Consider the following 22,144-nt stretch of genomic DNA (forward strand, 5'->3'; position numbering starts at 1 on the left):
CAAGGTGAGGTGCTAAAGATGCAACCTAAAGCTCAATTACTTGGCTTGCCTTCTTATGAGCCAGGTAAACCAATAGAAGAAGTAAAAAAAGAGTTGGGTTTAACTAAGATTATCAAGCTTGCTTCTAATGAGAATCCGTTTGGGTCATCTCCTAAAGTTACTGAAGCGATAAAAGACGCCGCAAGCCAAACGGCAATCTATCCAGACGGTTATGCAAGGACTTTAAGGCAAGCTGTAGCAAAAACGTATCATGTCAAAGAGGATCAACTTATTTTTGGAAATGGCTCGGATGAAGTGATTCAATTTCTATGCCGTACTTTTCTTGAAAAAGGGACGAACACAGTAACAGCCCATCCAACATTTTCTCAGTATAAGTTAAATGCTACGATTGAGGGGGCCAGTATTCGAGAAGTTCCTTTAAAAGATGGTGTTCATGATCTTGATGCTATGCTTGAGGCGATTGATGAAAACACTAAAATTGTTTGGGTTTGTAATCCTAATAACCCAACAGGAACTTATGTAAATAAAGAGGCGTTCGAGAAATTTCTTAACCAAGTTCCACCTCATGTGATCGTGGTCTCTGATGAAGCGTATTATGAATATGTAACGGCAGACGATTACCCAGAAACGATTCCAATGCTTGAGCGTTATAAGCAGTTAATTATTCTGCGTACCTTCTCAAAAGCTTATGGACTGGCTGCATTAAGAGTTGGTTTTGGTGTTGCTAATAAGGAGCTTATTTCTTATTTACAACCTGTACGCCCACCATTCAACAATGTCTCATTCGGACAAATTGCTGCTGCTACGGCGCTTTCAGATCAAGGATTTATTAAAGAATGTGTGGAGAAAAATAATGCTGGAATGAAGCAATTAGAGTTGTTTTGTGATAGACACCGCTTAACGTACTATCCTTCCGAAACGAATTTCTTGCTCATTGAACTCGGACGGTCGGGTGATGAAGTGTTTAAAGCTCTGCTTAAAGAAGGCTTTATTGTGAGGTCTGGCAATCCGTTAGGCTTTTCAACGGCGATTCGAATCACAATCGGAAAAAAAGAGGATAATGAAGCACTATTTCAAGCGTTAGAGCGAGTATTATTTCAAACACCTCTTACTACGCAACCTTCATAATGGCAAATCGTCTTTCAAGCTAGATCTGAAAGGCGGTTTTTAGCATATGATGTAACTGTTATAGAAGAATTGGACATGTCTTGTTTAGAAGGAGAAAAATATGAAACGGACGGCATTTATAATAGGATTAGGCTTGATTGGCGGTTCAATTGCCTTGGCCATTAGAAAAGAACATGATGTACATATAATAGGGTTTGATATTCATAGTGATCAATTAAAGATGGCTCACTCTTTAAGGGTAATAGATGAATCCGTATCCTCGATAAAAGAAGGAGTTGCAAGGGCAGATTTAATTATTTTTGCAACTCCCGTCTCTCGCACGACCGAATTGTTAAAAGACTTGGTAGACTACGACATTAAACCAGGCGCTATTATTACGGATGTAGGAAGCACAAAGAGAAAAATTTATCAACAAGCTGAGTGTCTCATTGAAAAAGGAATTACTTTTATTGGCGGACATCCAATGGCAGGTTCCCATAAAAGTGGGGTAGAAGCAGCTCGTGCTCATTTGTTTGAGAATGCTTATTATATATTGACACCTAGTGAAGATGCCGATGCTAGAGCAATTATCCAGTTGCAAAATTGGTTAAAGGGTACAAAAGCAACTTTCATTGAAATGACTGCAGACCAACATGACCATCTCGCTGGTGCTATTAGTCATTTCCCTCATATTGTTGCAGCAAGTCTAGTCCACCAAGTAGCAAACTTAGAAGAAAAAGATCCGCTCGTATCTAGACTAGCTGCAGGTGGCTTTAGAGACATTACACGAATAGCTTCGGCAAGTCCGGTTATGTGGAGGGATATCTTGCTTCAAAATAAAGATAGCCTTCTCCGTTTACTTGAATCGTGGATGCATGAGATGAAAAATGTGAAGACATTAATAGAAGAAGAAAACGAAACAGATATTTATACATATTTTGAAGAAGCCAAAGCTTTTCGGGACGGTTTACCAGTTAAGAAAAAAGGAGCTATTCCTTCTTTTTATGACTTATATGTCGATGTTCCTGACCATCCGGGGGTCATATCAGATGTAACAAGTATCTTGGCTCAACATAAGATCAGTATCACCAATATTCGGATTTTAGAGACGAGAGAAGATATTATGGGGGTTCTTAGATTAAGCTTCAGATCAGAAGAAGATCTTGACCAAGCAAAAATTCAGCTTCAACATCATATGTACGAAACGTACCGTTTATAAGGGAGGATACTATGTCAAAAAAAATTGTGCAATCCATAAATAATGGTCTGAAGGGACATATTCAGGTTCCAGGAGATAAATCAATCTCTCACCGAGCTGTTATGTTTGGTGCAATCGCAAAAGGCAAGACGACCATTGAAGGATTTTTAAGTGGTGAGGATTGTTTAAGCACCATCTCTTGTTTTAAAAAACTTGGCGTTTCAATCGAACAATCTGGTGATCGTGTAACGGTGGATGGTAGAGGTTGGGATGGTTTAAGTGAACCAACTGAGATTTTAAACGTTGGTAATTCCGGAACGACAACTCGTTTAATGCTTGGCATCTTAGCGACAAGACCTTTTCATTCCGTCGTCATTGGTGATGATTCCATTGCAAAGCGTCCAATGTCCCGTGTTACGGACCCTTTAAAAGCAATGGGTGCTGAGATTGATGGGCGGGAAAACGGCAATTATACACCTCTATCGATACGTGGCGGTCAAACAAAAGGTATTTCATTTACTTCAAAGGTAGCAAGTGCTCAAGTGAAATCAGCTATTTTATTAGCTGGCTTACAGAGCGAAGGGGTAACGACTGTAACGGAGCCTGCTCTTTCACGTGATCATACAGAACGCATGTTAGAAGCATATGGTGTCAAAGTGATTCGGGACGGGTTAACTGTTTCTGTTGAGGGGAGTCAATCACTAAAAGCCAATCATATTATTGTACCGGGAGATATCTCATCTGCAGCTTTCTTTTTAGTAGCAGCAGCAATTGTTCCGAATAGCCAAGTGACTTTAACGGGAGTTGGTATGAATCCCACACGTTCTGGAATAATTGATGTATTACGAGAAATGGGAGCCTCTTTAACGGTTACAAATGAAAAAGTAGTGGGTGGAGAACCGATTGCCGACCTGGCTATTGAAACGTCCCAATTAAGAGGAGTAGAGATTAGCGGAGAGATTATCCCCCGGTTAATTGATGAAATTCCGGTGATAGCTGTTCTAGCAACACAAGCGAATGGCAAAACCGTTATTAAAGATGCTGAGGAGTTAAAAGTAAAAGAAACGAATCGAATTGATACCGTGGTAAGTGAATTGACAAAACTTGGAGCTCAAGTAGAGGCGACTGAGGATGGGATGATTATTCATGGCAGTCAGAAGCTTACAGGTGGGGAAGTCGATAGCTATGGGGATCATCGTATCGGAATGGCTATGGCTGTTGCAGGCTTAATCTCAGAAGGAGAAGTATTGATAAAAAGAAGTGAAGCGATATCTGTATCTTATCCAACATTTTTTGAGGATATTATGAAGCTTACTTTGTAATGGTTTAATAGAGCTTATGATCATGATCATAAGCTCTTTTTCGTTAGAAGACAAAAAAAGTCCCTAATTCGAAAATGTAAGCGTTTTCGAATTAGGGTTTAGCAAAAGCTACATATAGTATGGATAGGAGTGGAGAGAAACCATACGCTACTTTTATTATAACGATATGACGAGGAAAGTCAACAGATTAATTAAAAGATTCTAATTATTAAATAAAAGCCCTTTGTTCTCTTTTTCTGATCCTTCTCATAGCTTGTCTATAAGTGAAAAAGTTAGGGAGGGATCAATCTGTATTTACTAAGTGATATCGAAAAAAACAATGAAGTGCGTTCGTATTTAATAAAGCAGGGATCCATAACCTATATAAATAAAGAGATGACAAAATGGATTGGGAAGCGAGTAAATGGGAAGGGTTTTGAGATTAAACCGGGAGTAATCATGAATATGCCTAAAGCTATCGAGCAATCAAGCTTTCAGCAGCTTAAGCAATGCCAAATGGAACTGATTCGTGAGGGGTGTACGAGTGTCATTACATATGCAAAAACCGAATACGAACGCCAGATTGCAACTTCTTTAAAAATAAAAAAACATCTAATGATAAATAGTACGCTTGATTACTTAATTGGATTAACGATTCCCCTTTCACTATTAAGACCAACTGTTATAAGAGAGTGTAAACGTCAAAAGATTCCTATTTTAGAGGTGAAAATAGATTCGTTAGATGCATTAAGGTTAGTTCCATGGGATCATATCTCACAAATGATGGTAACGTATCCGGTCGTACTTGTCCCGCGGTTGGAGACTGATGATAAAAAAATAGCGAAACAAATTGTGAATCTTTGGACGTTTTATTGCATTCAATACCGCATTCAAACTGAAGATTCACCAGGAAATTCAAGTTGGTCAAAAGAAGCGCTTCAAAAAATAGGTCTTTACCCTAAAAAAGGAGACCTACTTGTGTCAAGTGACTTTGATTATCAACTCTATCTTCATAAGCAGACTGAAGAAAATAAAGCTTTTTTTCTTGATGAGAACAAAAAACTTGATTATGATAAAAGAGAGCCAGAAATTGTAGCTCTTAGAGACCGGATTATTAAAGTGAATCAAAAAATAGACTTCAATCCGGGTTATGGCAGACAACTTGTAATATCAACACCTAAACGTTTCTTGACAATAGATGCAGCAGGCAAAGCTATTTATTGACTAAAACAATCTGGGATAGAATTTGATGATTGCCGTCATTCAATTTGAATGAGGGTCTTCTTTAACTTTTCCGGTGTATCAACAAGAATAAGAATAGGAATTAAAAGGTTTTTATACAACCAACTAGAAAGATGTAATAGCAATGTATAAAAGCCGGGAGGAATGGACGATGGACTTACTGCAACAGGCATTAGAAAAGATTGAATCAGGGGAAGTTGAACTTGGCTTAAAAAAACTTAAGCAAGCAGAAAATCAAGCAGATCACGACTATAAATTTGCAATTGCTGAAGTTTATTATGAATTAGGACATTTAAAGGAAACAGAAAGAATCATTGAGGAACTATTAGCGCTTTATCCTGACGAAGGAAGTCTCATCGTATTCGCAGCTGAAGTAATGATTGATGGAGATAAAGAAGATGAAGCAATCGAGTGGTTACAAGAAATTCAAGAAGTAGATCCTGCCTATCTTCAAGCTCAACTTTTGCTTGCAGATCTTTACCAAATGCAATCTTTAGATGAAGTAGCCGAGCAAAAATTACTAGCTGCAGCCCGAATAGCTCCAGATGAAGTGATTATCTCTTACGGACTTGGGGAATTTTATTTAGAGCGTGGAGATTATAATAAAAGCATTCCATATTTGAAAAAAGCTGTGCATGCAAAAAATGATCTGCCTAATGTGCAAGTTGAACTGAAAATGGCAGAAGCCTTCAGTGCGAGCGGTCAATTTGAGGAAGCTCTCCAGTACTATGAGAAGGGTCTTCGTGATCAGCTTGAACCACATGCTCTATTCGGCTACGGTTTTACAGCGTTTCAAGTTGGGGATATGACCCTTGCAATCGAACAACTCGAAGCACTTAAAGCCCTTGATCCTGACTTTTCAAGCTTGTACCCTTATTTAGCTAAAGCATTTGAGGCGGAAAATCGTTTAGATGAAGCTATGGAAACCTTGAAAGCTGGAATGTCTGTAGATGAATACAACGAACAGCTATACATTTTGGCGGGTAAATTATCTTTTAAACGACAAGCTCCGGAAGAAGGAGAACTATATTTGCGTAAAGTGATAGCGTTAAATCCTTCAAATATGGAAGCAGTTCAAACGCTAGCTGCCTATTTAAAACATACGGATCAATTTGAGGAACTTGCCGAACTTATTTCTCATACAAAGTCATACGGAGAGGTAGACCCGTTATTAACGTGGTATGAAGGTTCAGCCCTTCGTGAGACGGAAGAATACGACGAAGCTCTTAAATGTTATTCAGAAGTAGCTGATCATTTTGTTGAAGATGAAGATTTCCTCTTTGAATATGGAACCTTTTTATTAGAAGAAGGGTCAAGGGAGAAGGCTCTTTCTAGTTTTATTCAATTATTAAAAGTCAATCCTGACCGTTCTGATGTGAAGGAAATCGTTGGTAACTTACAACTTGATTAAAATTGACTTTTAACAAGGAATTTTCGTAACCCATAGCGAATTTCTATAGTATAAGAAAAACGTTAGTTAAATAGCAAGGATACCTAACATCAAGCGTGGCTAAAAGAGAAAAAGCATTGAAATCACGAAGGAGGATGGAGCATGGGCAGCATCATTCCAGTAGTGGAGAAAAAAGAATTTCTTCGGGGCTTTTTACAGCATTATGAATTAAAGAGACGAGAGTGTGCGTGGTTGTTAAATTATTTAATGAGTGATGATGAATTAATGGAGAGAGTCCATTTTGTGGAGCGAGCAGCTTCGACCCCTAAAGCATTAGTTATTTCAGCAACTGGTGTGGATACTGTTCCTTTCTCATTTCACAAATTTAAACACATAACGACTGATGCCGAAAAAGCATTTCACGATATCCGATTAAATCAAACAGAAGACATTTACATTGAACTGCATTTTGCAAACCCTAAGATGTACCCACCATACTTAGCTGTTTTAGAAGATAACCCATACTTGCCAGAGAATGAAGAGATTGCTCAAGTCCATCAACGTATGGCAGAAGATTTACTTGAAGCTTCTATTAAGTCTTTTCGTAAAAAGGATCTACGTAAACGCATCGATCAAGCATTAGATACTCTTGATCACCATACGTTTATGCAGTTAGCTAATGAATTAAAAGAATTAGAAGCAGAACGCTAATAAATGACTTACACCCTTACTTTTTAAGTAGGGGTGTTTTATTGTTTTAGCTTCTAATAGAATGTTTGTCTAATCCCTTTGAAAAAGGTAGAATGTCTTTGTATACACAATAGGAATTTGGGGTGGAAATATGAAATGGCAAGCAAATGAGATGGATAAATATCTACAAGCTAAGGAGTATGTGGATACGGCAATTGTACCGTTAGTGCCGATCTCTTGGCAAAAAGAAGTGAAATCAACTGTAGCAATGGGCGAGTTCATATCAATTATTAGTGCGGAGCTAGAACGCCAGTTTCAAGGGAGAGTGGTGTTATTCCCTTCCTTTACTTATTTAGAAAAAGAAAAGGGAGAAGATTTAACCATCCGATTAAAAAAATGGTCAGAAGAATTACGTTTAGGCGGCATGAACCATATTGTCTATGCGAGTTCAGATAGCTGGTGGAAAACAGTAGAACAAGATCTTGAGGAATGGTTAATTTGGTTACCTTCTGTTCCACTGGAACACCTTTCAATGGAAAATAGACGCGAGGTGATTTCGCAGCAAATTAAACAATTAGTACCGATTATGACAAACAAGTGGCAAAATCGATAATCGTGGCAAAATCGTGTCGTTTTACTTCTTGAAACAATTGACACCACCATGTCATTAAGCTATCATGGGTATGTCCTAGTATTATATGTGTCTAACTATGCCCGAATAGGGTCTATTTTATAGTGTAGGGGGGGAAAACTAGTGAGCGAAAAAGACCACAAAGTTTCACGACGACAATTTTTAACGTACACGCTTACAGGTGTTGGTGGCTTCATGGCTGCGGGAATGATAATGCCAATGGCACGCTTTGCCCTTGATCCTGCGTTGAAAGCTGGAGCAGATTCTGACTACGTGCCAGTGTGCTTCGTTGAGGAATTAACTGAGGAACCACAAAAATTCCAATTTAGCTTCGAGCAAACGGATGCTTGGTATGAATCAGAAGTGACACGTGAGGCGTATATTTATATCCGTGAGAATACGGTAACAGCGCTTTCACCAACATGTACACACCTAGGCTGTACAGTATCGTTCGGTTCTAATGATGAGCATCCTGAGCGCTTCTATTGCCCATGTCACTTTGGTATGTTTGAAAAAGACGGTATCAACGTACCAGGTACACCGCCGCAGCGTCCACTTGATGTGTACGATGTATTGGTGGAAGATGGAAAAGTATACTTAGGTCAAATTAATCAGCGAACATAAGGAGGGGCGTAATCGATGCTTCAAAAAATTTACGACTATGTTGATGAGCGTCTTGATATTACGCCTATGTGGCGCGATATTGCTGACCACGAAGTGCCAGAGCATGTTAACCCTGCTCACCACTTCTCTGCGTTCGTTTACTGTTTTGGAGGACTAACATTCTTCGTTACAGTGATTCAAATTTTATCTGGTATGTTCCTAACAATGTATTATGTCCCAGATATTATTAACGCTTATCAATCAGTAGCTTACTTACAAAACGAAGTAGCTTTCGGTGTGATCGTACGTGGGATGCACCACTGGGGAGCTAGCTTGGTCATTGTTATGATGTTTTTACACACGTTACGTGTATTCTTTACAGGTTCTTATAAGAAGCCACGTGAATTAAACTGGGTTGTCGGTGTACTTATTTTCTTCGTTATGCTTGGTTTAGGTTTCACAGGTTACTTATTACCATGGGATATGAAAGCATACTTTGCGACTGTAGTAGGTCTGCAAATTGCTGAGAGTGTTCCACTCATTGGTGGATTTGCGAAAACATTACTTGCCGGTGGAGAAGTCATTGGTGCTGCAACGCTTGCTCGTTTCTTCGCGATTCACGTATTCTTCTTGCCAGGTGCCTTACTTGGTTTACTAGCGGCTCACTTCTACATGATCCGTAAACAAGGTATTTCTGGTCCATTGTAAGATGTAATAATGGTGTGTTTGAAAGTTTCATTAATGATTGACCTTTTAGACACCCTCTAACGTGATAATTAAAAGGAGGGAACGAGATGGAACGTGGTAAAGGAATGCAGTTTGTCGGTGACTCCCGTGTCAAGGCAAATAATCGCAAACCCAATATTCCAAAAGATTACTCAGAGTATCCAGGTAAAACAGAAGCGTTCTGGCCGAACTTCCTCTTAAAAGAGTGGATGGTTGGTGCGGTCTTCTTAATGGGTTATCTTTGCTTAACTGTTGCTCACCCGGCTCCTCTAGAGCGTATGGCTGATCCGACAGATGCAGGTTATATTCCATTACCTGACTGGTATTTCTTATTCATGTATCAATTACTAAAATACCAATATGCTTCCGGTGACTTTAACGTAATCGGAGCTGTGGTTATTCCAGGTCTTGCATTTGGTGCGTTATTAATCGCTCCTTGGTTAGATACTGGTAAAGAGCGTCGTCCATTGAAGCGTCCAATTGCTTCTGGTATGATGATGCTTGCGCTTGTTGCAACGATTTACTTAACTTGGGAATCAGTTGACCAGCATGACTGGGAAGCTGCTGCTGAGCAAGGCGCAATTGCAGAAGAAGGCGAGATTGATACGGAAGCTGAAGGGTATGCTATTTACACAGGTCAAGATTCGTGTATAGGCTGTCACGGAGACACTTTAGCTGGTGGAGCTGGTGGTCCATCGCTTCTTGAGACGGAGAAAGATGCTGAGGCTGTTATGGAAGTAATCATTAATGGTCAAGGTTCAATGCCAGCTGGATTGTTCGAAGGATCGGATGAAGAGCTTGAGATCCTTGCTGAATACATCGCTGCTCACGGTAACCCTGAAGAAGAATAAAACATACTTAGTATGGAAAGCTGACTGCTACAGTCAGCTTTTTTCTTACATATAAAACAAAATACATAAAGCAAAGGAAGGGTGGCTACCTGTGAAAACTCAATTATTAACGATATTTGGTCATCGCCTAACAATCATTCTTATGCTTATCATCAATATACCTGGAACGATTTATGGGTATATGTGGTATGCAAATCAACTGGAACGAACACCATCTCAATTTTTGTTGTTCGTTCCAGATAGCCCTACTGCTAGTTTGTTTTTTGTGATCGTTTTAATTGCTTTTTTGTTCAAACGAAACCTTCCTCTCATTGAAGCATTAGCAGCTGTTACGTTAATTAAATATGGGCTATGGGCAGTAGTTATGAACATCGCTTCCTTTGGTGTAGGCGCCACACCACATTGGACGAACTATATGTTAATTGCCTCACATGCGGGTATGGCAATTCAAGCGGTGATATACGCACCATATTTTCGTATTAAACCATGGCATCTTGTCATAGTTGCAATTTGGACCTTGCATAATGATGTTATCGACTATGTCTATATGATGCATCCGGGATTACATCCATATTTAATGCCTTATATTACAGAAGTCGGCTACTTTACGTTTTGGTTGAGTGTTTTTTCCCTTTTAATTGTTTATTTACTATGTATTCGCAATAAAACATATAAATTAAACCTCTTATAAATCGGGTCTTGTCTTTCTTTTTTGGTCTACTCTTGTCCACCTTTTCATAAGATGGGAGAAGAAGAAGGAGGGACAAACATGCGTAGAGTCTTTATATGTATTCTTTTTGTTAGCATTTTTTTAGGATCTACTGGAATTGGGTATGCGACTGAAGTGAATGGAAAACATACATGGAAAGAACTAAATCAAACAACTGATCACGTACTTCAGCTAGTAAAGCAAGAAAAGTTTGAAGAAGCTAAGCAGCTCCTTGATTATTTTTCTGAAGCCTTTATCGAAATCGATTTTAAAGAGCAAGGGTTCACTATGAATGACATGCGTACAATTACCTTAACTTTTGAAGCGGCAGTAGAGGCAGTAACCGCTACAGAGAGGCCTTTAGATGAAAGAATTTTTACGGTAACTTCTTTTAGATTAGCTGTGGATGCCCTCTCGAGTGAACATCATCCACTCTGGTTACAATCAGAAGAGACCATACTTGCGACCCTTTTGGCCATCAAGGAAGAGTATAGTCAAGAGAATCCAGAGGCCCTGCAGCATCGAATGAATACCTTTTTAAGACATTATCAAATGATAAGACCAGCCTTATTGATAGACTTGGAGCCACAAGTGCTGCAAAGAATTGAATCACAAATCACTTATTTGGACAATCTTCGCGTCGATGGTGTAGGAAGTAACAAGTTAATCCCTCATATTGAATTGATGGAATCTGATTTTCGAAAAATGTTTGAACGTGTTAAAGAAGATAGTACTGATCCTTCCTTACTATGGGTCATGTTCACTATTGGTGGAATGATCATCATGTCCTTATCTTATGTAGGTGTAAGAAAATACCGTGCTGAAAAGAGTAAAGTAAGAATGAAGGAATAATGTGACAATGATGTGAATACAAGTGAAAACCCAGCTATGGTAAGAGATAGCCTAGCTATTTTGTTTGACTTTATTTGATGTATTACGTACACTAAAAATAACTAGACTACAACAGAGGTGAGACAGAAGAATGGGTTTTCTGATTTATTTTATTTTACTTCTCATTATCCCAATATGGGCTCAAATGAAAGTGAAAAGTGCTTACAAAAAGTACTCAAAAGTTCAGTCGTCATCTGGAATGACAGGTGCACAAGTAGCTCGTAAAATTCTCGATGATAACGGTCTTTATGATGTTCGAATCGAAGAAGTACAAGGGAAGTTAACGGACCATTATGACCCTCGTAGCAAAGTTGTTCGTTTATCAACTGATAACTACTATGGTACATCTGTTGCTGGTGCAGCAGTAGCAGCACATGAAGTTGGTCATGCCATGCAAGATGCAGAAGATTATGCATTCCTACGCTTTCGCCATGCATTAGTACCAATAGCAGGATTTGGTTCAAACATTTCATTTTTCCTTATCTTAGCGGGTATCTTAATGGGTGCTTCAAATCTCTTATTACTCGGGATCGTTTTCATGGCAGCGGCTGTATTATTCCAGGTTGTAACATTGCCTGTAGAATTTAATGCTTCAAGTCGTGCAATGGAGCAAGTCGTTTCCGTTGGAGTCATTCGAAATGATGAAGAACGTGAGACACGTAAAGTATTAAACGCAGCAGCATTAACGTATGTTGCAGGTGCGTTAGTAGCGTTACTAGAGCTTGCTCGTTTTATTTTAATGTATATTGGTATGAACAACGACGATTAATAACGAAGAACACAGGATTCGCTGGAATCCTGTGTTCTTTTTATATCCCTATTGGTTTTTTATTCTCATCTAACGTAAAGCCCTCACCGATCACATCCTGTACATCGTTAACCGTCACAAAAGCATGGGGATCGATCTTCTCGACAAGTGTCTTAAGTCGAATTAATTCATTTCGTCCGACTACACAATAGAGTACCTCCCGTTCAGATCGAGTAAAGCTCCCTTGTCCTTTTAATAAGGTAGCCCCCCGGTCCATCTCCTTCATAATCGTTTCAGCTATTTCCGGAACAGCATCGGAGATAATAAAACATGCTTTCGCAGAGTAAGCACCTTGCTGAATAAAATCAATCACTTTTGCAGCAACAAATACAGCTAATAATGTATACATCGCTTCACGGTAATTTAAATAAATGAGGGAGGATGCGATCACGATGGCATCGAAGATAAACATCGTTTTTCCCATGCTCCAGCCGAGGTATTTAAAACCTAATTTAGCAATGATATCAACTCCACCAGTCGTTCCGCCATATCTAAAGACAATTCCTAGCCCAACCCCAATAAAAACGCCAGCAAAGAGTGCCGCCAATGTCATGTCATCGTGAAGCGGAATCGAAATAAGGGAATTTCGTTGAAAGATCTCAAGAAAAATGGAAACTCCGACTGTTCCGATAATCGTATAAATAAAAGTCGTTTTCCCAAGAATTTTCCACCCGATGAAGAAAAGGGGGATGTTTAATAGAAGGTTTGATATAGCAGGGTTAAAAGCAAAAATAAAATAGAGGATGAGCGTAATCCCTGTAAATCCTCCATCTGCTAAATTGTTTTCCATATTAAAATAAACAAGACCAAATGATAAAATAGCACTCCCTAATAAAATAAGTAAAACATTTTTAATCTTAATACGGTAAGCCACTAATACGTCCTCCTTACTTGTCTTTTGCAAAAATTTGTCGATACAAGTGCATTATTAGTATAAAGAAGTCCTAACAGAAGAGCAATCTAGTGAATAAGATTTGTCAAATCGGCCTAGATTCGCTAACATGGATGGTGGAAGACTGTGAGGTGGAAAAATGAGTGATCCTAATAAATCAATGAAAGACATGCAAAAGGAAGTCGATCAATTTATTGGTCAATTTAAAGAAGGGTATTTTAGCCCGCTGGCGATGCTTGCACGTATGAGTGAAGAAGTTGGGGAGCTTGCTAGAGAAGTAAACCATTATTACGGAGAGAAGCCAAAAAAATCTTCAGAAGAAACAAAATCTATGGAGCAAGAAATGGGAGACATTTTATTTGTTCTCATTTGTTTTGCAAACTCCTTACATATTGATTTAGAGGAAGCGTTTGATTTAGTAATGAATAAATTTGAAAACCGTGATAAAGATCGGTGGACTAGAATTGAAGAGAGTGGAGTAGATGAATAAGATGGAAAATGTAAATGTTGTAATTGCAGGACCAAGAGGAAATATGGGGCGTGAAGCTGTAAGGATGGTAAATGAAACAGAACATTTCACTTTACAAGCGGTTGTTGACTCGAAGCATGATGGTATGAAGATTGCAGACATCGATGGATTACCGGCATTGGATATTCCCGTCTATACAGATATGGAACATTGCTTTAGCGAACAAAGCGTGGATGTGCTTATTGATCTTACTTCGCCTGCATTCGGCCGAAAGCATATGGAAGTAGCCTTTAATCATGGAGTAAGGCCTGTTGTTGGAACAACTGGCTTTTCTGATGAAGATATTAAGGAGTTAAGACAATTAGCAGAAGAAAAAGGAATAGGTGGAATTATTGCACCTAATTTTGCAATTGGTGCCATTTTAATGATGAAATTTTCACAAATGGCGGCAAAATTTTTACCAGATGTGGAGATTATTGAACGTCATCATGATCGTAAACTAGATGCCCCATCAGGAACAGCGATTAAAACGGCACAACTTATTTCAGAAGTACGTGAGGCAAGAAATCAAGGTCACCCAGATGAACATGAGGAATTAAAAGGGGCACGTGGCGCCGACTTTGAGGGAATGAAAATACATAGTGTTCGCTTACCTGGCTTAGTAGCGCACCAAGAAGTGATCTTTGGTGGAGAAGGACAAACGTTAACGATTCGTCATGATTCTATGAACAGAGCTTCGTTTATGCCAGGAGTCCGTTTGGCTGTTGAAACAGTACTAGGTATAGATACACTCGTATATGGATTAGAAAATATTATTGACTAAGGGGAGTACCACAAATGAGGATTGCCTTAATCGCACATGATAAGAAAAAAGATCAAATGGTTCAGTTTGCAATCGCGTTCGAACAAACCCTAGCAAAACATGAACTATATGGTACAGGTACGACAGGAACGAGAGTGATGGAAGCTACTGACCTTTCTGTTACTCGTTTTAAGTCTGGTCCTCTAGGCGGGGATCAGCAGATAGGTGCACTTGTGGCAGAAAATAAATTTGATTTAATTGTATTTTTCCGTGATCCTCTAACAGCTCAACCGCATGAACCTGATGTATCAGCACTCGTTCGATTGTGTGATGTTCAAAATGTGCCGCTTGCGACCAACCTCGGAACAGCTGAAGTGTTAATTAAAGGCTTAGAAAGAGGCGATTTAAAATGGCGCGAGGTTCTACACGCAGAGGAAAATAGAAATGACTAAGTTAGATATATTAGCGTTCGGTGCTCATCCGGATGATGTTGAAATTGGAATGGGTGGTACGATTGCTCTTTATTCGAAAAAAGGATTTAAAATAGGTGTATGCAATTTAACTCTAGCAGAACTTTCTTCTAATGGAACGGTTGAAACAAGGCAAAGAGAGGCGAGTGCTGCTAGTGATATATTAGGGGTGAAGAAAAGAATTCAACTCGAACTGCCTGATCGAGGTCTAACCTTTTATACCACCGACCATTTGCAGCAGATTGTGTCGATCATTAGAATGTATAAGCCGAAGCTCGTATTTGCGCCTTTTCATATTGATCGTCACCCGGACCATGGGATGACCACTTCCATTATCAAAGAAGCAATCTTTAACAGTGGCATACGGAATTATCCTTGTAAAAGTAAATTGCCTGCTCATCGGATTGATGACTACTATTTATATATGATTAATTCTTATGAGCGTCCTGATTTTATTGTCGATATATCTTCAGAAATAGAAACGAAAAAGAGGGCATTAGGTGCTTTTAAAAGTCAATTTGAAAAGTCTGACCAATCTGTAGATACACCACTAACGAACGGATATATTGAGAAGGTAGTAGCTCGTGAGCAATTATTCGGAAGTGAAGCTGGTGTAGGCTTTGCAGAAGGGTTTAAGACGACTAAACCAATGCTTATTGAAAATTTACTCGAAATGAGAGAAGAATAAGTATGAAATTAAAAATAGGCATAAGCTGTTATCCGACGGTAGGAGGCTCAGGAGTTATTGCAACTGAGCTTGGAAAATTATTAGCTGAGCGTGGACATGAGGTTCATTTTATCACCTCTAGTATTCCGTTTCGCCTAGATCGAGTCTACCCAAACATCTATTATCATGAGGTAGAAGTCAATCAATATTCTGTTTTTCAATATCCACCTTATGATTTAACATTGGCAAGCAAAATGGCAGAAGTAGCTAAACGTCAAAAATTAGACTTGCTTCATGTTCATTATGCGGTACCACATGCCATATGCGCGATTTTAGCAAAACAAATGAGCGATCATCATTTTAAAATTGTGACGACACTACACGGTACGGATATTACTGTTTTAGGCTATGATCCTTCATTGCGTGAGTTGATTCGATTCGCGATGGAACAATCAGATCGAGTGACGGCGGTTTCAAATGATTTAGCTAAACAAACACATGAGTTAGTACATACTAAAAAACCGATTGATACTGTGTATAATTTTATTGATGAGCGCATATACAAAAAGTCTGAAGTAAGCGGATTAAGGAAACATTATGGAATAGGTGAGGATGAAAAAGTCCTCATTCATATCTCGAATTTCCGTGGAGTGAAGCGTGTTTGTGATGTGGTGAAAAGCTTTGCCCTAATTCAAAAAGAAGTCAATTCAAAATTGGTTTTAATAGGGAATGGACCAGAGTTGACGGTTGTTCGTGAACTAGTAAAAGAGTATCAAATAGAGGATTATGTATTATTTCTTGGAAACCAAAAACATATTGCAGAGCTACTTTCAATGAGTGACTTAAAACTTCTTTTAAGTGAAAAGGAAAGCTTTGGCTTAGTGGCTCTAGAGGCAATGGCTTGCGGTGTACCTGTAATAGGTACGAACATTGGTGGGATTCCAGAGGTAATTACCCATGGTGTAAATGGCTATTTATGTGAAGTAGGAGACATCGAATGTGTAGCGAATTACGCAGTTAAGCTACTTAAAGACGATCAATTGCATGCTCAATTCGCAAGTTCAGCAGAACAATCGGTTCAAACAACTTTCTATTCACATAGCATCGTGGAGCAATATGAAGCGATCTATCGTGACGTTATAGAGGAGTCAATCTAATATGGAGATTGAACAAATCACTTTACAAAATAAAGCGATCATTCAACGGGCAACTCCTGTTTTAGAGAAACTTGAGGCACATGGTTTTCGTGCCCATATCGTAGGTGGGGCGGTACGTGATTTATTAATGGGACGACCAATCGATGATGTTGATATTGTAACCTCTGCTAAACCAGTTGTAATCTGTACACTTTTCCCGAAAACATTTACGATGAATAACCAACATGAGACGGTTATCGTTCGACACGACCATCATTTATTTGAAGTGACAACGGAACGAAATGGCAGTTTACAGTCGGACCTTATGGCAAGAGACTTTACGGTTAATAGCATAGCCTTAAAAAGTGATGGTTCACTACTGGATCCTTTAAATGGACAAGCGGATTTAGATGATAAGGTTTTAAGGTCTTATCAGCCTATGAAAAGGATGACTGAAGATCCACTTCGTATGCTCCGAGCTGTTCGCTTTATGAGTGATCTGGGTTTTTCGCTGGATCGTGAGTTAATGAATACGATTAAAACGGAAGCCTCAAAGCTACAATATATGGCGATTGAGAGAATTGTAAAAGAATTCTATAAGCTTATTTGTGGAAAGCATAGAAATGAAGCTTTAGAAATATTACGTGAAACGAAGCTGTATCAATATTGTCAAATACCTAGCCTAAATAATGAAACGATTAATAAACTGAAACAATTGCCCTCAGTTGGAGTTTATTCTGAAGAAATCATCTGGACCTTGATCAGTAAAAGCTTAGGTCTAGATGAGACTGGCCCACTTAAATCGTTACTGCTATCAAATCAGTTAACAAAGGAAGTAAGAAATCGTCTTCTTGCCCTTTCTTATCGTGAAAAGAATGACTGGGACCTTCTAGCGTTGTATACAGCATCAAGAGATGTAGCCGAAGATGTTGAGGTAATTAGGCAATTAAGCTGCCAATCCTACTTTTCATTAAAGGACTTAAAGGCGATGTGGAACGATTTACCAATAACATCCAAAAAAGATCTTAATATAACGGGTACCGATTTAATTGCCCATTTTCAAAAAGAGCCAGGTCCATGGGTGAAGGACATATTGCAATTTATTGAGCAAGAGGTTGTGTTAGGGAGAATGGTAAACGATAAACATGAAATTCTAGATGCTTTAAAGGTTAGGGGGAGCAAGAATGAAAGAGAAACTACTGAAGATCTTTCTTGAGCATGAAGGAGAGTATGTCTCTGGAGAGAAAATTAGTCAAGAGCTAGGTTGTTCTCGTACAGCAGTTTGGAAACATATCGAAGAACTAAGGAAAAATGGCTATAAATTAGACTCAGCTCCTAGGAAAGGCTATAGAATGGTCACGAAGGCCAATGGGATACATTCTCATGAGATCAAGCAATATTTAAAAACGAATTATTTAGGTCAGGAATTAACATATTATGATGCTATTGATTCTACACAGTATGCAGCGCATAAATTAGCGCAAGAAGGCATAGGAGAAGGACATGTTGTCATAGCAAATGAACAAACTGCAGGTAGAGGGCGTTTAGGGAGAGTGTGGCATTCAAGATCTGATACAAGCATTTCAATGAGTTTAATCTTAAGGCCAACTTTACCTCCGCAGAAAACGCCTCAAATTACCTTGCTTGCAGCTGTGGCTGTTGTACGTGCTATCAAAAAGAATACAGGTTTAACCTGTGAGATTAAATGGCCAAATGATATTTTGCTAAATGGTAAAAAGCTCGTTGGAATTTTAACAGAGATGCAAGCTGACCCTGACTTGGTTCATTCCGTTATTGTTGGGATTGGATTAAATGTGAATCAACAAAAAGAGGATTTTGGTGAAGACATTGAAGAAATTGCTACTTCTCTTTCGATAGCGGGTGGGAAGACAATTGACCGTGCTCGCTTAATTGCTGATATCCTTTCTGAGTTTGAGTGGTTATATGAGGAGTACCTTAGTAAAGGGTTTAGTACCATTCGTCCAATGTGGGAAGCTTATTCGATTAGTGTAGGAACCTATATCTATGCACGTATGATTAAAGACGTAATTTATGGTTATGCAAAAGGGATTACAGATGATGGCGTTTTACTTGTTGAAGACGAACATGGCAAAGTTCATTCTATTTATTCTGCTGATATTGAAATTGATACCTCTAGGTGACGATTTTCTGTTATACTCAGATTATGGGCTGTATCCTCGGAACAGCACCTATAGATCAAGTGGTATAGACAAAATAGTTCTGCCTTGATCCCAAAAGGACTAGGACAGAGGGATTCAGTTATACAATGTGTAGACCGATGTGCGAGATCGTCTGGTTTATTTCTGATGCATGAAATCCTTCTTCCGAATAGGGAGAAGGATTTTTCTGTATGAAACATTGTAATGGAGCCCTCCTCTAAAAAAGGAGGAAGAGAGATGAAGACAACAACAAGTTTTAAAAAGATGAAAGAGGAAAAAGAGAAAATTGCGATGGTGACCGCTTATGATGCACCATCAGCACGTCATCTTGAACAAGCAGATGTGGATATGATTTTAGTTGGGGATTCCTTAGGCATGGTTGTCCTTGGTTATGATTCCACCATCCCAGTCACACTTGATGACATGGTTCTACACACACGTGCTGTTAAAAGAGGGGCACCTCATACGTTCATCGTAACAGACCTACCTTATTTAACCTATCATGCAGATTTGGTTAGTACCTTTTCAAATGCGAAGCGATTAATGCAGGAAGCAGGAGCGAATGCAGTGAAACTTGAAGGTGGCGGGGATGTGATCCCTACTATCAATAAGTTAACAGAAGCAGGCGTACCAGTTATGGGGCATCTAGGATTAACTCCACAATCTGTGGCGGTAATGGGTGGCTATAGAGTCCAGGGGAAAGAGCTCGATGCTGCAAAAAGCTTATTAGAAGATGCTAAAGCTGTAGAAGACGCTGGGGCCTTTGCATTAGTGCTCGAATGTGTGCCGGATCAGCTGGCTGCGCTTATTACAGAAGAGATCAGCATTCCTGTGATAGGGATTGGAGCAGGAGTTGACACAGATGGACAGGTCCTTGTTTATCATGATGTAATTGGGTATGGCTCAACTCATGTTCCTAAATTTGTTAAAACATATGCAAATGTATCAAATATCATTCAACCTGCTATCAATCAATATGTACATGAAGTCAAGCGCATGGAGTTCCCCGAAGAAAAACATCGTTTTACGATGAAAGAAGAAGTTTTGGTAGGGTTGTATGGAGGACGATCAGAATGAAGATCATTCAAGAGATTCCTGCCTTAAAAACTGAAATACGCTCGTATAAGCAACAAAATCAATCGATTGGATTTGTTCCAACAATGGGTTTTTTACATGAAGGACATATCAGCTTATTAGAAGAAGCGCGCAAGCATCATGATAAAGTGGTGCTAAGCATTTTTGTAAATCCGTTGCAATTTGGACCTACTGAAGATTTAGATCGATATCCACGTGATTTTAAGCGCGATGAACAGATCGCTAATGAGCTTGGAGTGGATCTTCTCTTTTACCCTTCAGTTGAAGAAATGTATCCGACGACTCCTTCGATGACCATTCACGTAACACAAGGGGTGAATGTTTTATGTGGCGCTAGTAGACCAGGGCACTTTGATGGTGTTACGACGGTAGTCATGAAGTTGTTCATGCTTGTTCAACCAGATAAGGCTTATTTTGGGCAAAAAGATGCACAACAAGTTGCGGTCATAACGAATATGGTCAACATGTTTAACGTTCCTGTAGAAATTGTCCCTTGTCCAACCATAAGAGAAGAAGATGGTTTGGCTAAAAGCTCTCGTAATGTCTATTTGAGCGCATTAGAGCGTCTCGAAGCCCCTTCTATTTACAAAACTCTACATGAAGCTGTTTTGCTTATGGATGAAGGGGAGACAAACCCATCACGAATGATTCAATTTGTGCAAAATAAGCTTCAAGAATTACCGTTAGCCGAGATTGATTACATTGAATTATTAGCCTATCCATCCTTACATGAAGTTGATGAAATAAAAGAAGCGATTGTACTTGCTGTGGCGTTAAAATATAAAAAAGCACGTTTAATTGATAATGTGATCGTTAATAAAGGAGAATAAACCATGTTTCGTACGATGATGAAAGCAAAAATTCATAGAGCACGTGTAACGGAATCAAATTTAAATTATGTTGGCAGTATTACAATAGATGAAGATATTATGAATGCTGTTGATATTGTTGAAAATGAAAAAGTGCAAATTGTTAATAATAACAACGGTGCAAGATTTGAAACCTACGTGATTAAAGGGCCAAGAGGAAGTAAAGTCATTTGTTTAAATGGTGCTGCTGCCAGACTTGTGCAAAAAGATGATGTCGTGATTATCCTGACTTATGTTCTTGTTGAAGAGGCAAAGGTTGCCACTCATGAACCGCGTGTGGCAATAATGGATGAGAACAATCAAATTGTTGAAATGTTAGCGACAGAACCAGCTTCTACCGTTTTGTAGGTCGCATATTCCCCTTCTATTCGTTGAACACTGAGCAAGAGGAGTGGCACGAGAGGAGGGTTTTTTTTTATGAGTAATTTCATTCATAATTGGGAGAAAGTGTATCATACGATCAATAAAAATTGGTTTCATTATTCTAAAAAAGAAAAGGAAGAACAAATGAATTTTTTAGAGGAGTCTGCTCAATCTGTTCTAGACTCTTGGGGTGAAATGGAGGAGAAGCTGATTGCCCTTAAACAAAAAGGTGAAATAGAGGAGGCAAAACCTCTTTCTTATACTAGTATTGGAACTAGTTATTATACTTTAGAGATGTTTGAAAAGGCATTTCAAACACTAAAAAAAGAAGAAGAAATCGGGGAAGAAAACGACCTAAGGTTACTTTACCTTGGTTTTGCAGCTGTTTATAGTGGCGAGTCCAACCAAGCGATTGAAACATTCCTATACCTCATTCAAACAACAACTTCAATTATGACTCGCCATTTTGCTTATGTTGGTTTAGGGTGCCAGTATGCTCAACTTGATCAAATCGACCATAGTATTGAAACATTTCAACAAGCGAATAAGCTTACATCAAATATAGATGTTGTGTATAATTTAGGGGTATGTCATTATGTGAATAAAGAATACAAAGAAGCAAGTATTTATTTTAAAGAGGCTATTGACTCGATGCCAGATGATGGTGAGGCGTACTTTTTCTTAGGGTGTTGTCAGTGGGAAATGGGTTGTCAAAAAGAAGCTTGGGATTGTTTCCTCTCTGCATTGGGATTACTGTATTCTGATGAAGCACTTCACGCTTTTGCTAAAATAAGTGAATGGCATGGGCACCATCGACTCGCTATTCATTGCTACGATCGAATAGAAGCATTAAAGAGTCGATCCAATCAAACCCTGCATGGATTAGCTTGGAACTACGCTCTTTTAGATGAGTATGACATAGCCCTTCGTTTATTTGCTGAGATGGAGGCACCGTGTGCTTTTAATCACGAGGTAAACACATCGGTTGAATGGTTAATGAACCATTGGCCACATGGGAAGTCTGTACAACTCTCAATCCTTTTTAACAGATGAG

Annotated in this window: 25 protein-coding genes; 24 read left to right on the plus strand and 1 reads right to left on the minus strand. The window is 39.0% G+C overall.

The annotated features are described in order from the left end of the window. The first annotated feature begins 18 nt into the window (after window positions 1–18). From hisC to RYX56_RS03745, 13 genes are all read left to right on the plus strand, one after another. On the plus strand, window positions 19–1,128 hold the full coding sequence (gene hisC / locus RYX56_RS03685; RefSeq protein WP_317120781.1) for a histidinol-phosphate transaminase: 1,110 nt from the start codon (window positions 19–21) through the stop codon (window positions 1,126–1,128). A gap of 100 nt (window positions 1,129–1,228) precedes the next feature. After that, complete coding sequence (locus RYX56_RS03690; RefSeq protein ID WP_317120782.1) at window positions 1,229–2,326, plus strand: prephenate dehydrogenase; 1,098 nt, start codon at window positions 1,229–1,231, stop codon at window positions 2,324–2,326. An 11-nt stretch (window positions 2,327–2,337) separates the two neighbouring features. Beyond that, a complete protein-coding gene (aroA, locus tag RYX56_RS03695) occupies window positions 2,338–3,627 on the plus strand; it encodes a 3-phosphoshikimate 1-carboxyvinyltransferase (protein WP_317120783.1) in 1,290 nt (429 codons plus the stop codon). 444 nt (window positions 3,628–4,071) lie between these two features. After that, window positions 4,072–4,830 carry a hypothetical protein gene (locus tag RYX56_RS03700; RefSeq protein WP_317120784.1) on the plus strand — a complete coding sequence of 253 codons (759 nt, stop codon included), beginning with the start codon at window positions 4,072–4,074 and terminating at the stop codon, window positions 4,828–4,830. Window positions 4,831–4,999: 169 nt separating this feature from the next. Next, window positions 5,000–6,259: a tetratricopeptide repeat protein gene (locus RYX56_RS03705; RefSeq protein ID WP_317120785.1), complete on the plus strand. Its 1,260-nt coding sequence runs from the start codon at window positions 5,000–5,002 to the stop codon at window positions 6,257–6,259. A 141-nt stretch (window positions 6,260–6,400) separates the two neighbouring features. Further along, window positions 6,401–6,949 carry a ReoY family proteolytic degradation factor gene (locus RYX56_RS03710; RefSeq protein WP_317120786.1) on the plus strand — a complete coding sequence of 183 codons (549 nt, stop codon included), beginning with the start codon at window positions 6,401–6,403 and terminating at the stop codon, window positions 6,947–6,949. Window positions 6,950–7,079: 130 nt separating this feature from the next. Continuing rightward, the gene (locus tag RYX56_RS03715; protein ID WP_317120787.1) at window positions 7,080–7,541 is read left to right on the plus strand and encodes a YpiF family protein; all 462 of its coding nucleotides are present in this window, start codon (window positions 7,080–7,082) and stop codon (window positions 7,539–7,541) included. A gap of 141 nt (window positions 7,542–7,682) precedes the next feature. Further along, window positions 7,683–8,183 carry a Rieske (2Fe-2S) protein gene (locus RYX56_RS03720; protein WP_317120788.1) on the plus strand — a complete coding sequence of 167 codons (501 nt, stop codon included), beginning with the start codon at window positions 7,683–7,685 and terminating at the stop codon, window positions 8,181–8,183. 15 nt (window positions 8,184–8,198) lie between these two features. After that, window positions 8,199–8,870: a menaquinol-cytochrome c reductase cytochrome b subunit gene (gene qcrB / locus RYX56_RS03725; RefSeq protein WP_012958517.1), complete on the plus strand. Its 672-nt coding sequence runs from the start codon at window positions 8,199–8,201 to the stop codon at window positions 8,868–8,870. Between the two features lie 86 nt (window positions 8,871–8,956). Continuing rightward, window positions 8,957–9,739 carry a menaquinol-cytochrome c reductase cytochrome b/c subunit gene (locus RYX56_RS03730; RefSeq protein ID WP_317120789.1) on the plus strand — a complete coding sequence of 261 codons (783 nt, stop codon included), beginning with the start codon at window positions 8,957–8,959 and terminating at the stop codon, window positions 9,737–9,739. Window positions 9,740–9,830: 91 nt separating this feature from the next. Continuing rightward, a complete protein-coding gene (lhaT, locus tag RYX56_RS03735) occupies window positions 9,831–10,430 on the plus strand; it encodes a lipoprotein heptaprenylglyceryl N-acetyltransferase LhaT (RefSeq protein ID WP_317120790.1) in 600 nt (199 codons plus the stop codon). Between the two features lie 78 nt (window positions 10,431–10,508). Beyond that, on the plus strand, window positions 10,509–11,300 hold the full coding sequence (gene ypjB / locus RYX56_RS03740) for a sporulation protein YpjB (RefSeq protein WP_317120791.1): 792 nt from the start codon (window positions 10,509–10,511) through the stop codon (window positions 11,298–11,300). A gap of 130 nt (window positions 11,301–11,430) precedes the next feature. Further along, a complete protein-coding gene (locus RYX56_RS03745) occupies window positions 11,431–12,108 on the plus strand; it encodes a zinc metallopeptidase (protein ID WP_317120792.1) in 678 nt (225 codons plus the stop codon). Window positions 12,109–12,148: 40 nt separating this feature from the next. Here the strand turns inward: RYX56_RS03745 and RYX56_RS03750 are convergent, their stop codons facing one another. Continuing rightward, entirely contained in the window at window positions 12,149–13,021 is an 873-nt protein-coding gene (locus tag RYX56_RS03750) for a YitT family protein (RefSeq protein ID WP_317120793.1), read from the minus strand. 157 nt (window positions 13,022–13,178) lie between these two features. Here RYX56_RS03750 and RYX56_RS03755 point away from each other — a divergent pair, with 157 nt between their 5' ends. The 11 genes from RYX56_RS03755 (at window position 13,179) to RYX56_RS03805 (ending at window position 22,143) form a co-directional block, all read left to right on the plus strand. Continuing rightward, on the plus strand, window positions 13,179–13,529 hold the full coding sequence (locus RYX56_RS03755; protein ID WP_317120794.1) for a nucleotide pyrophosphohydrolase: 351 nt from the start codon (window positions 13,179–13,181) through the stop codon (window positions 13,527–13,529). A gap of 1 nt (window position 13,530) precedes the next feature. Next, window positions 13,531–14,331, plus strand: coding sequence for a 4-hydroxy-tetrahydrodipicolinate reductase (gene dapB, locus RYX56_RS03760; RefSeq protein ID WP_317121302.1), 801 nt, complete (start codon window positions 13,531–13,533; stop codon window positions 14,329–14,331). A 14-nt stretch (window positions 14,332–14,345) separates the two neighbouring features. Further along, window positions 14,346–14,762 (plus strand): methylglyoxal synthase, encoded by a 417-nt coding sequence (locus RYX56_RS03765; protein ID WP_317120795.1) that lies wholly within the window; start codon window positions 14,346–14,348, stop codon window positions 14,760–14,762. Continuing rightward, window positions 14,755–15,468: a bacillithiol biosynthesis deacetylase BshB1 gene (gene bshB1 / locus RYX56_RS03770; RefSeq protein ID WP_317120796.1), complete on the plus strand. Its 714-nt coding sequence runs from the start codon at window positions 14,755–14,757 to the stop codon at window positions 15,466–15,468. Before RYX56_RS03765 ends, bshB1 begins: the two co-directional genes overlap by 8 nt. A gap of 2 nt (window positions 15,469–15,470) precedes the next feature. Continuing rightward, complete coding sequence (gene bshA, locus RYX56_RS03775) at window positions 15,471–16,604, plus strand: N-acetyl-alpha-D-glucosaminyl L-malate synthase BshA (RefSeq protein WP_317120797.1); 1,134 nt, start codon at window positions 15,471–15,473, stop codon at window positions 16,602–16,604. Between the two features lies 1 nt (window position 16,605). Beyond that, window positions 16,606–17,799 (plus strand): CCA tRNA nucleotidyltransferase, encoded by a 1,194-nt coding sequence (locus RYX56_RS03780; protein ID WP_317120798.1) that lies wholly within the window; start codon window positions 16,606–16,608, stop codon window positions 17,797–17,799. After that, window positions 17,768–18,745, plus strand: coding sequence for a biotin--[acetyl-CoA-carboxylase] ligase (locus RYX56_RS03785; protein WP_317120799.1), 978 nt, complete (start codon window positions 17,768–17,770; stop codon window positions 18,743–18,745). Before RYX56_RS03780 ends, RYX56_RS03785 begins: the two co-directional genes overlap by 32 nt. 255 nt (window positions 18,746–19,000) lie before the next feature. Continuing rightward, window positions 19,001–19,840, plus strand: a complete 840-nt coding sequence (panB, locus tag RYX56_RS03790) for a 3-methyl-2-oxobutanoate hydroxymethyltransferase (protein WP_317120800.1) — start codon at window positions 19,001–19,003, stop codon at window positions 19,838–19,840. Continuing rightward, on the plus strand, window positions 19,837–20,688 hold the full coding sequence (gene panC, locus RYX56_RS03795) for a pantoate--beta-alanine ligase (RefSeq protein WP_317120801.1): 852 nt from the start codon (window positions 19,837–19,839) through the stop codon (window positions 20,686–20,688). The genes panB and panC overlap by 4 nt, the downstream gene beginning before the upstream one ends. 3 nt (window positions 20,689–20,691) lie before the next feature. Continuing rightward, window positions 20,692–21,075 (plus strand): aspartate 1-decarboxylase, encoded by a 384-nt coding sequence (gene panD, locus RYX56_RS03800; RefSeq protein WP_317120802.1) that lies wholly within the window; start codon window positions 20,692–20,694, stop codon window positions 21,073–21,075. 69 nt (window positions 21,076–21,144) lie between these two features. Then, window positions 21,145–22,143: a tetratricopeptide repeat protein gene (locus RYX56_RS03805; protein WP_317120803.1), complete on the plus strand. Its 999-nt coding sequence runs from the start codon at window positions 21,145–21,147 to the stop codon at window positions 22,141–22,143. Window position 22,144: the final 1 nt, after the last annotated feature.

The organism is Alkalihalophilus lindianensis, assembly GCF_032843265.1.
Lineage (GTDB): Bacteria > Bacillota > Bacilli > Bacillales > Bacillaceae_D > Alkalihalophilus > Alkalihalophilus lindianensis.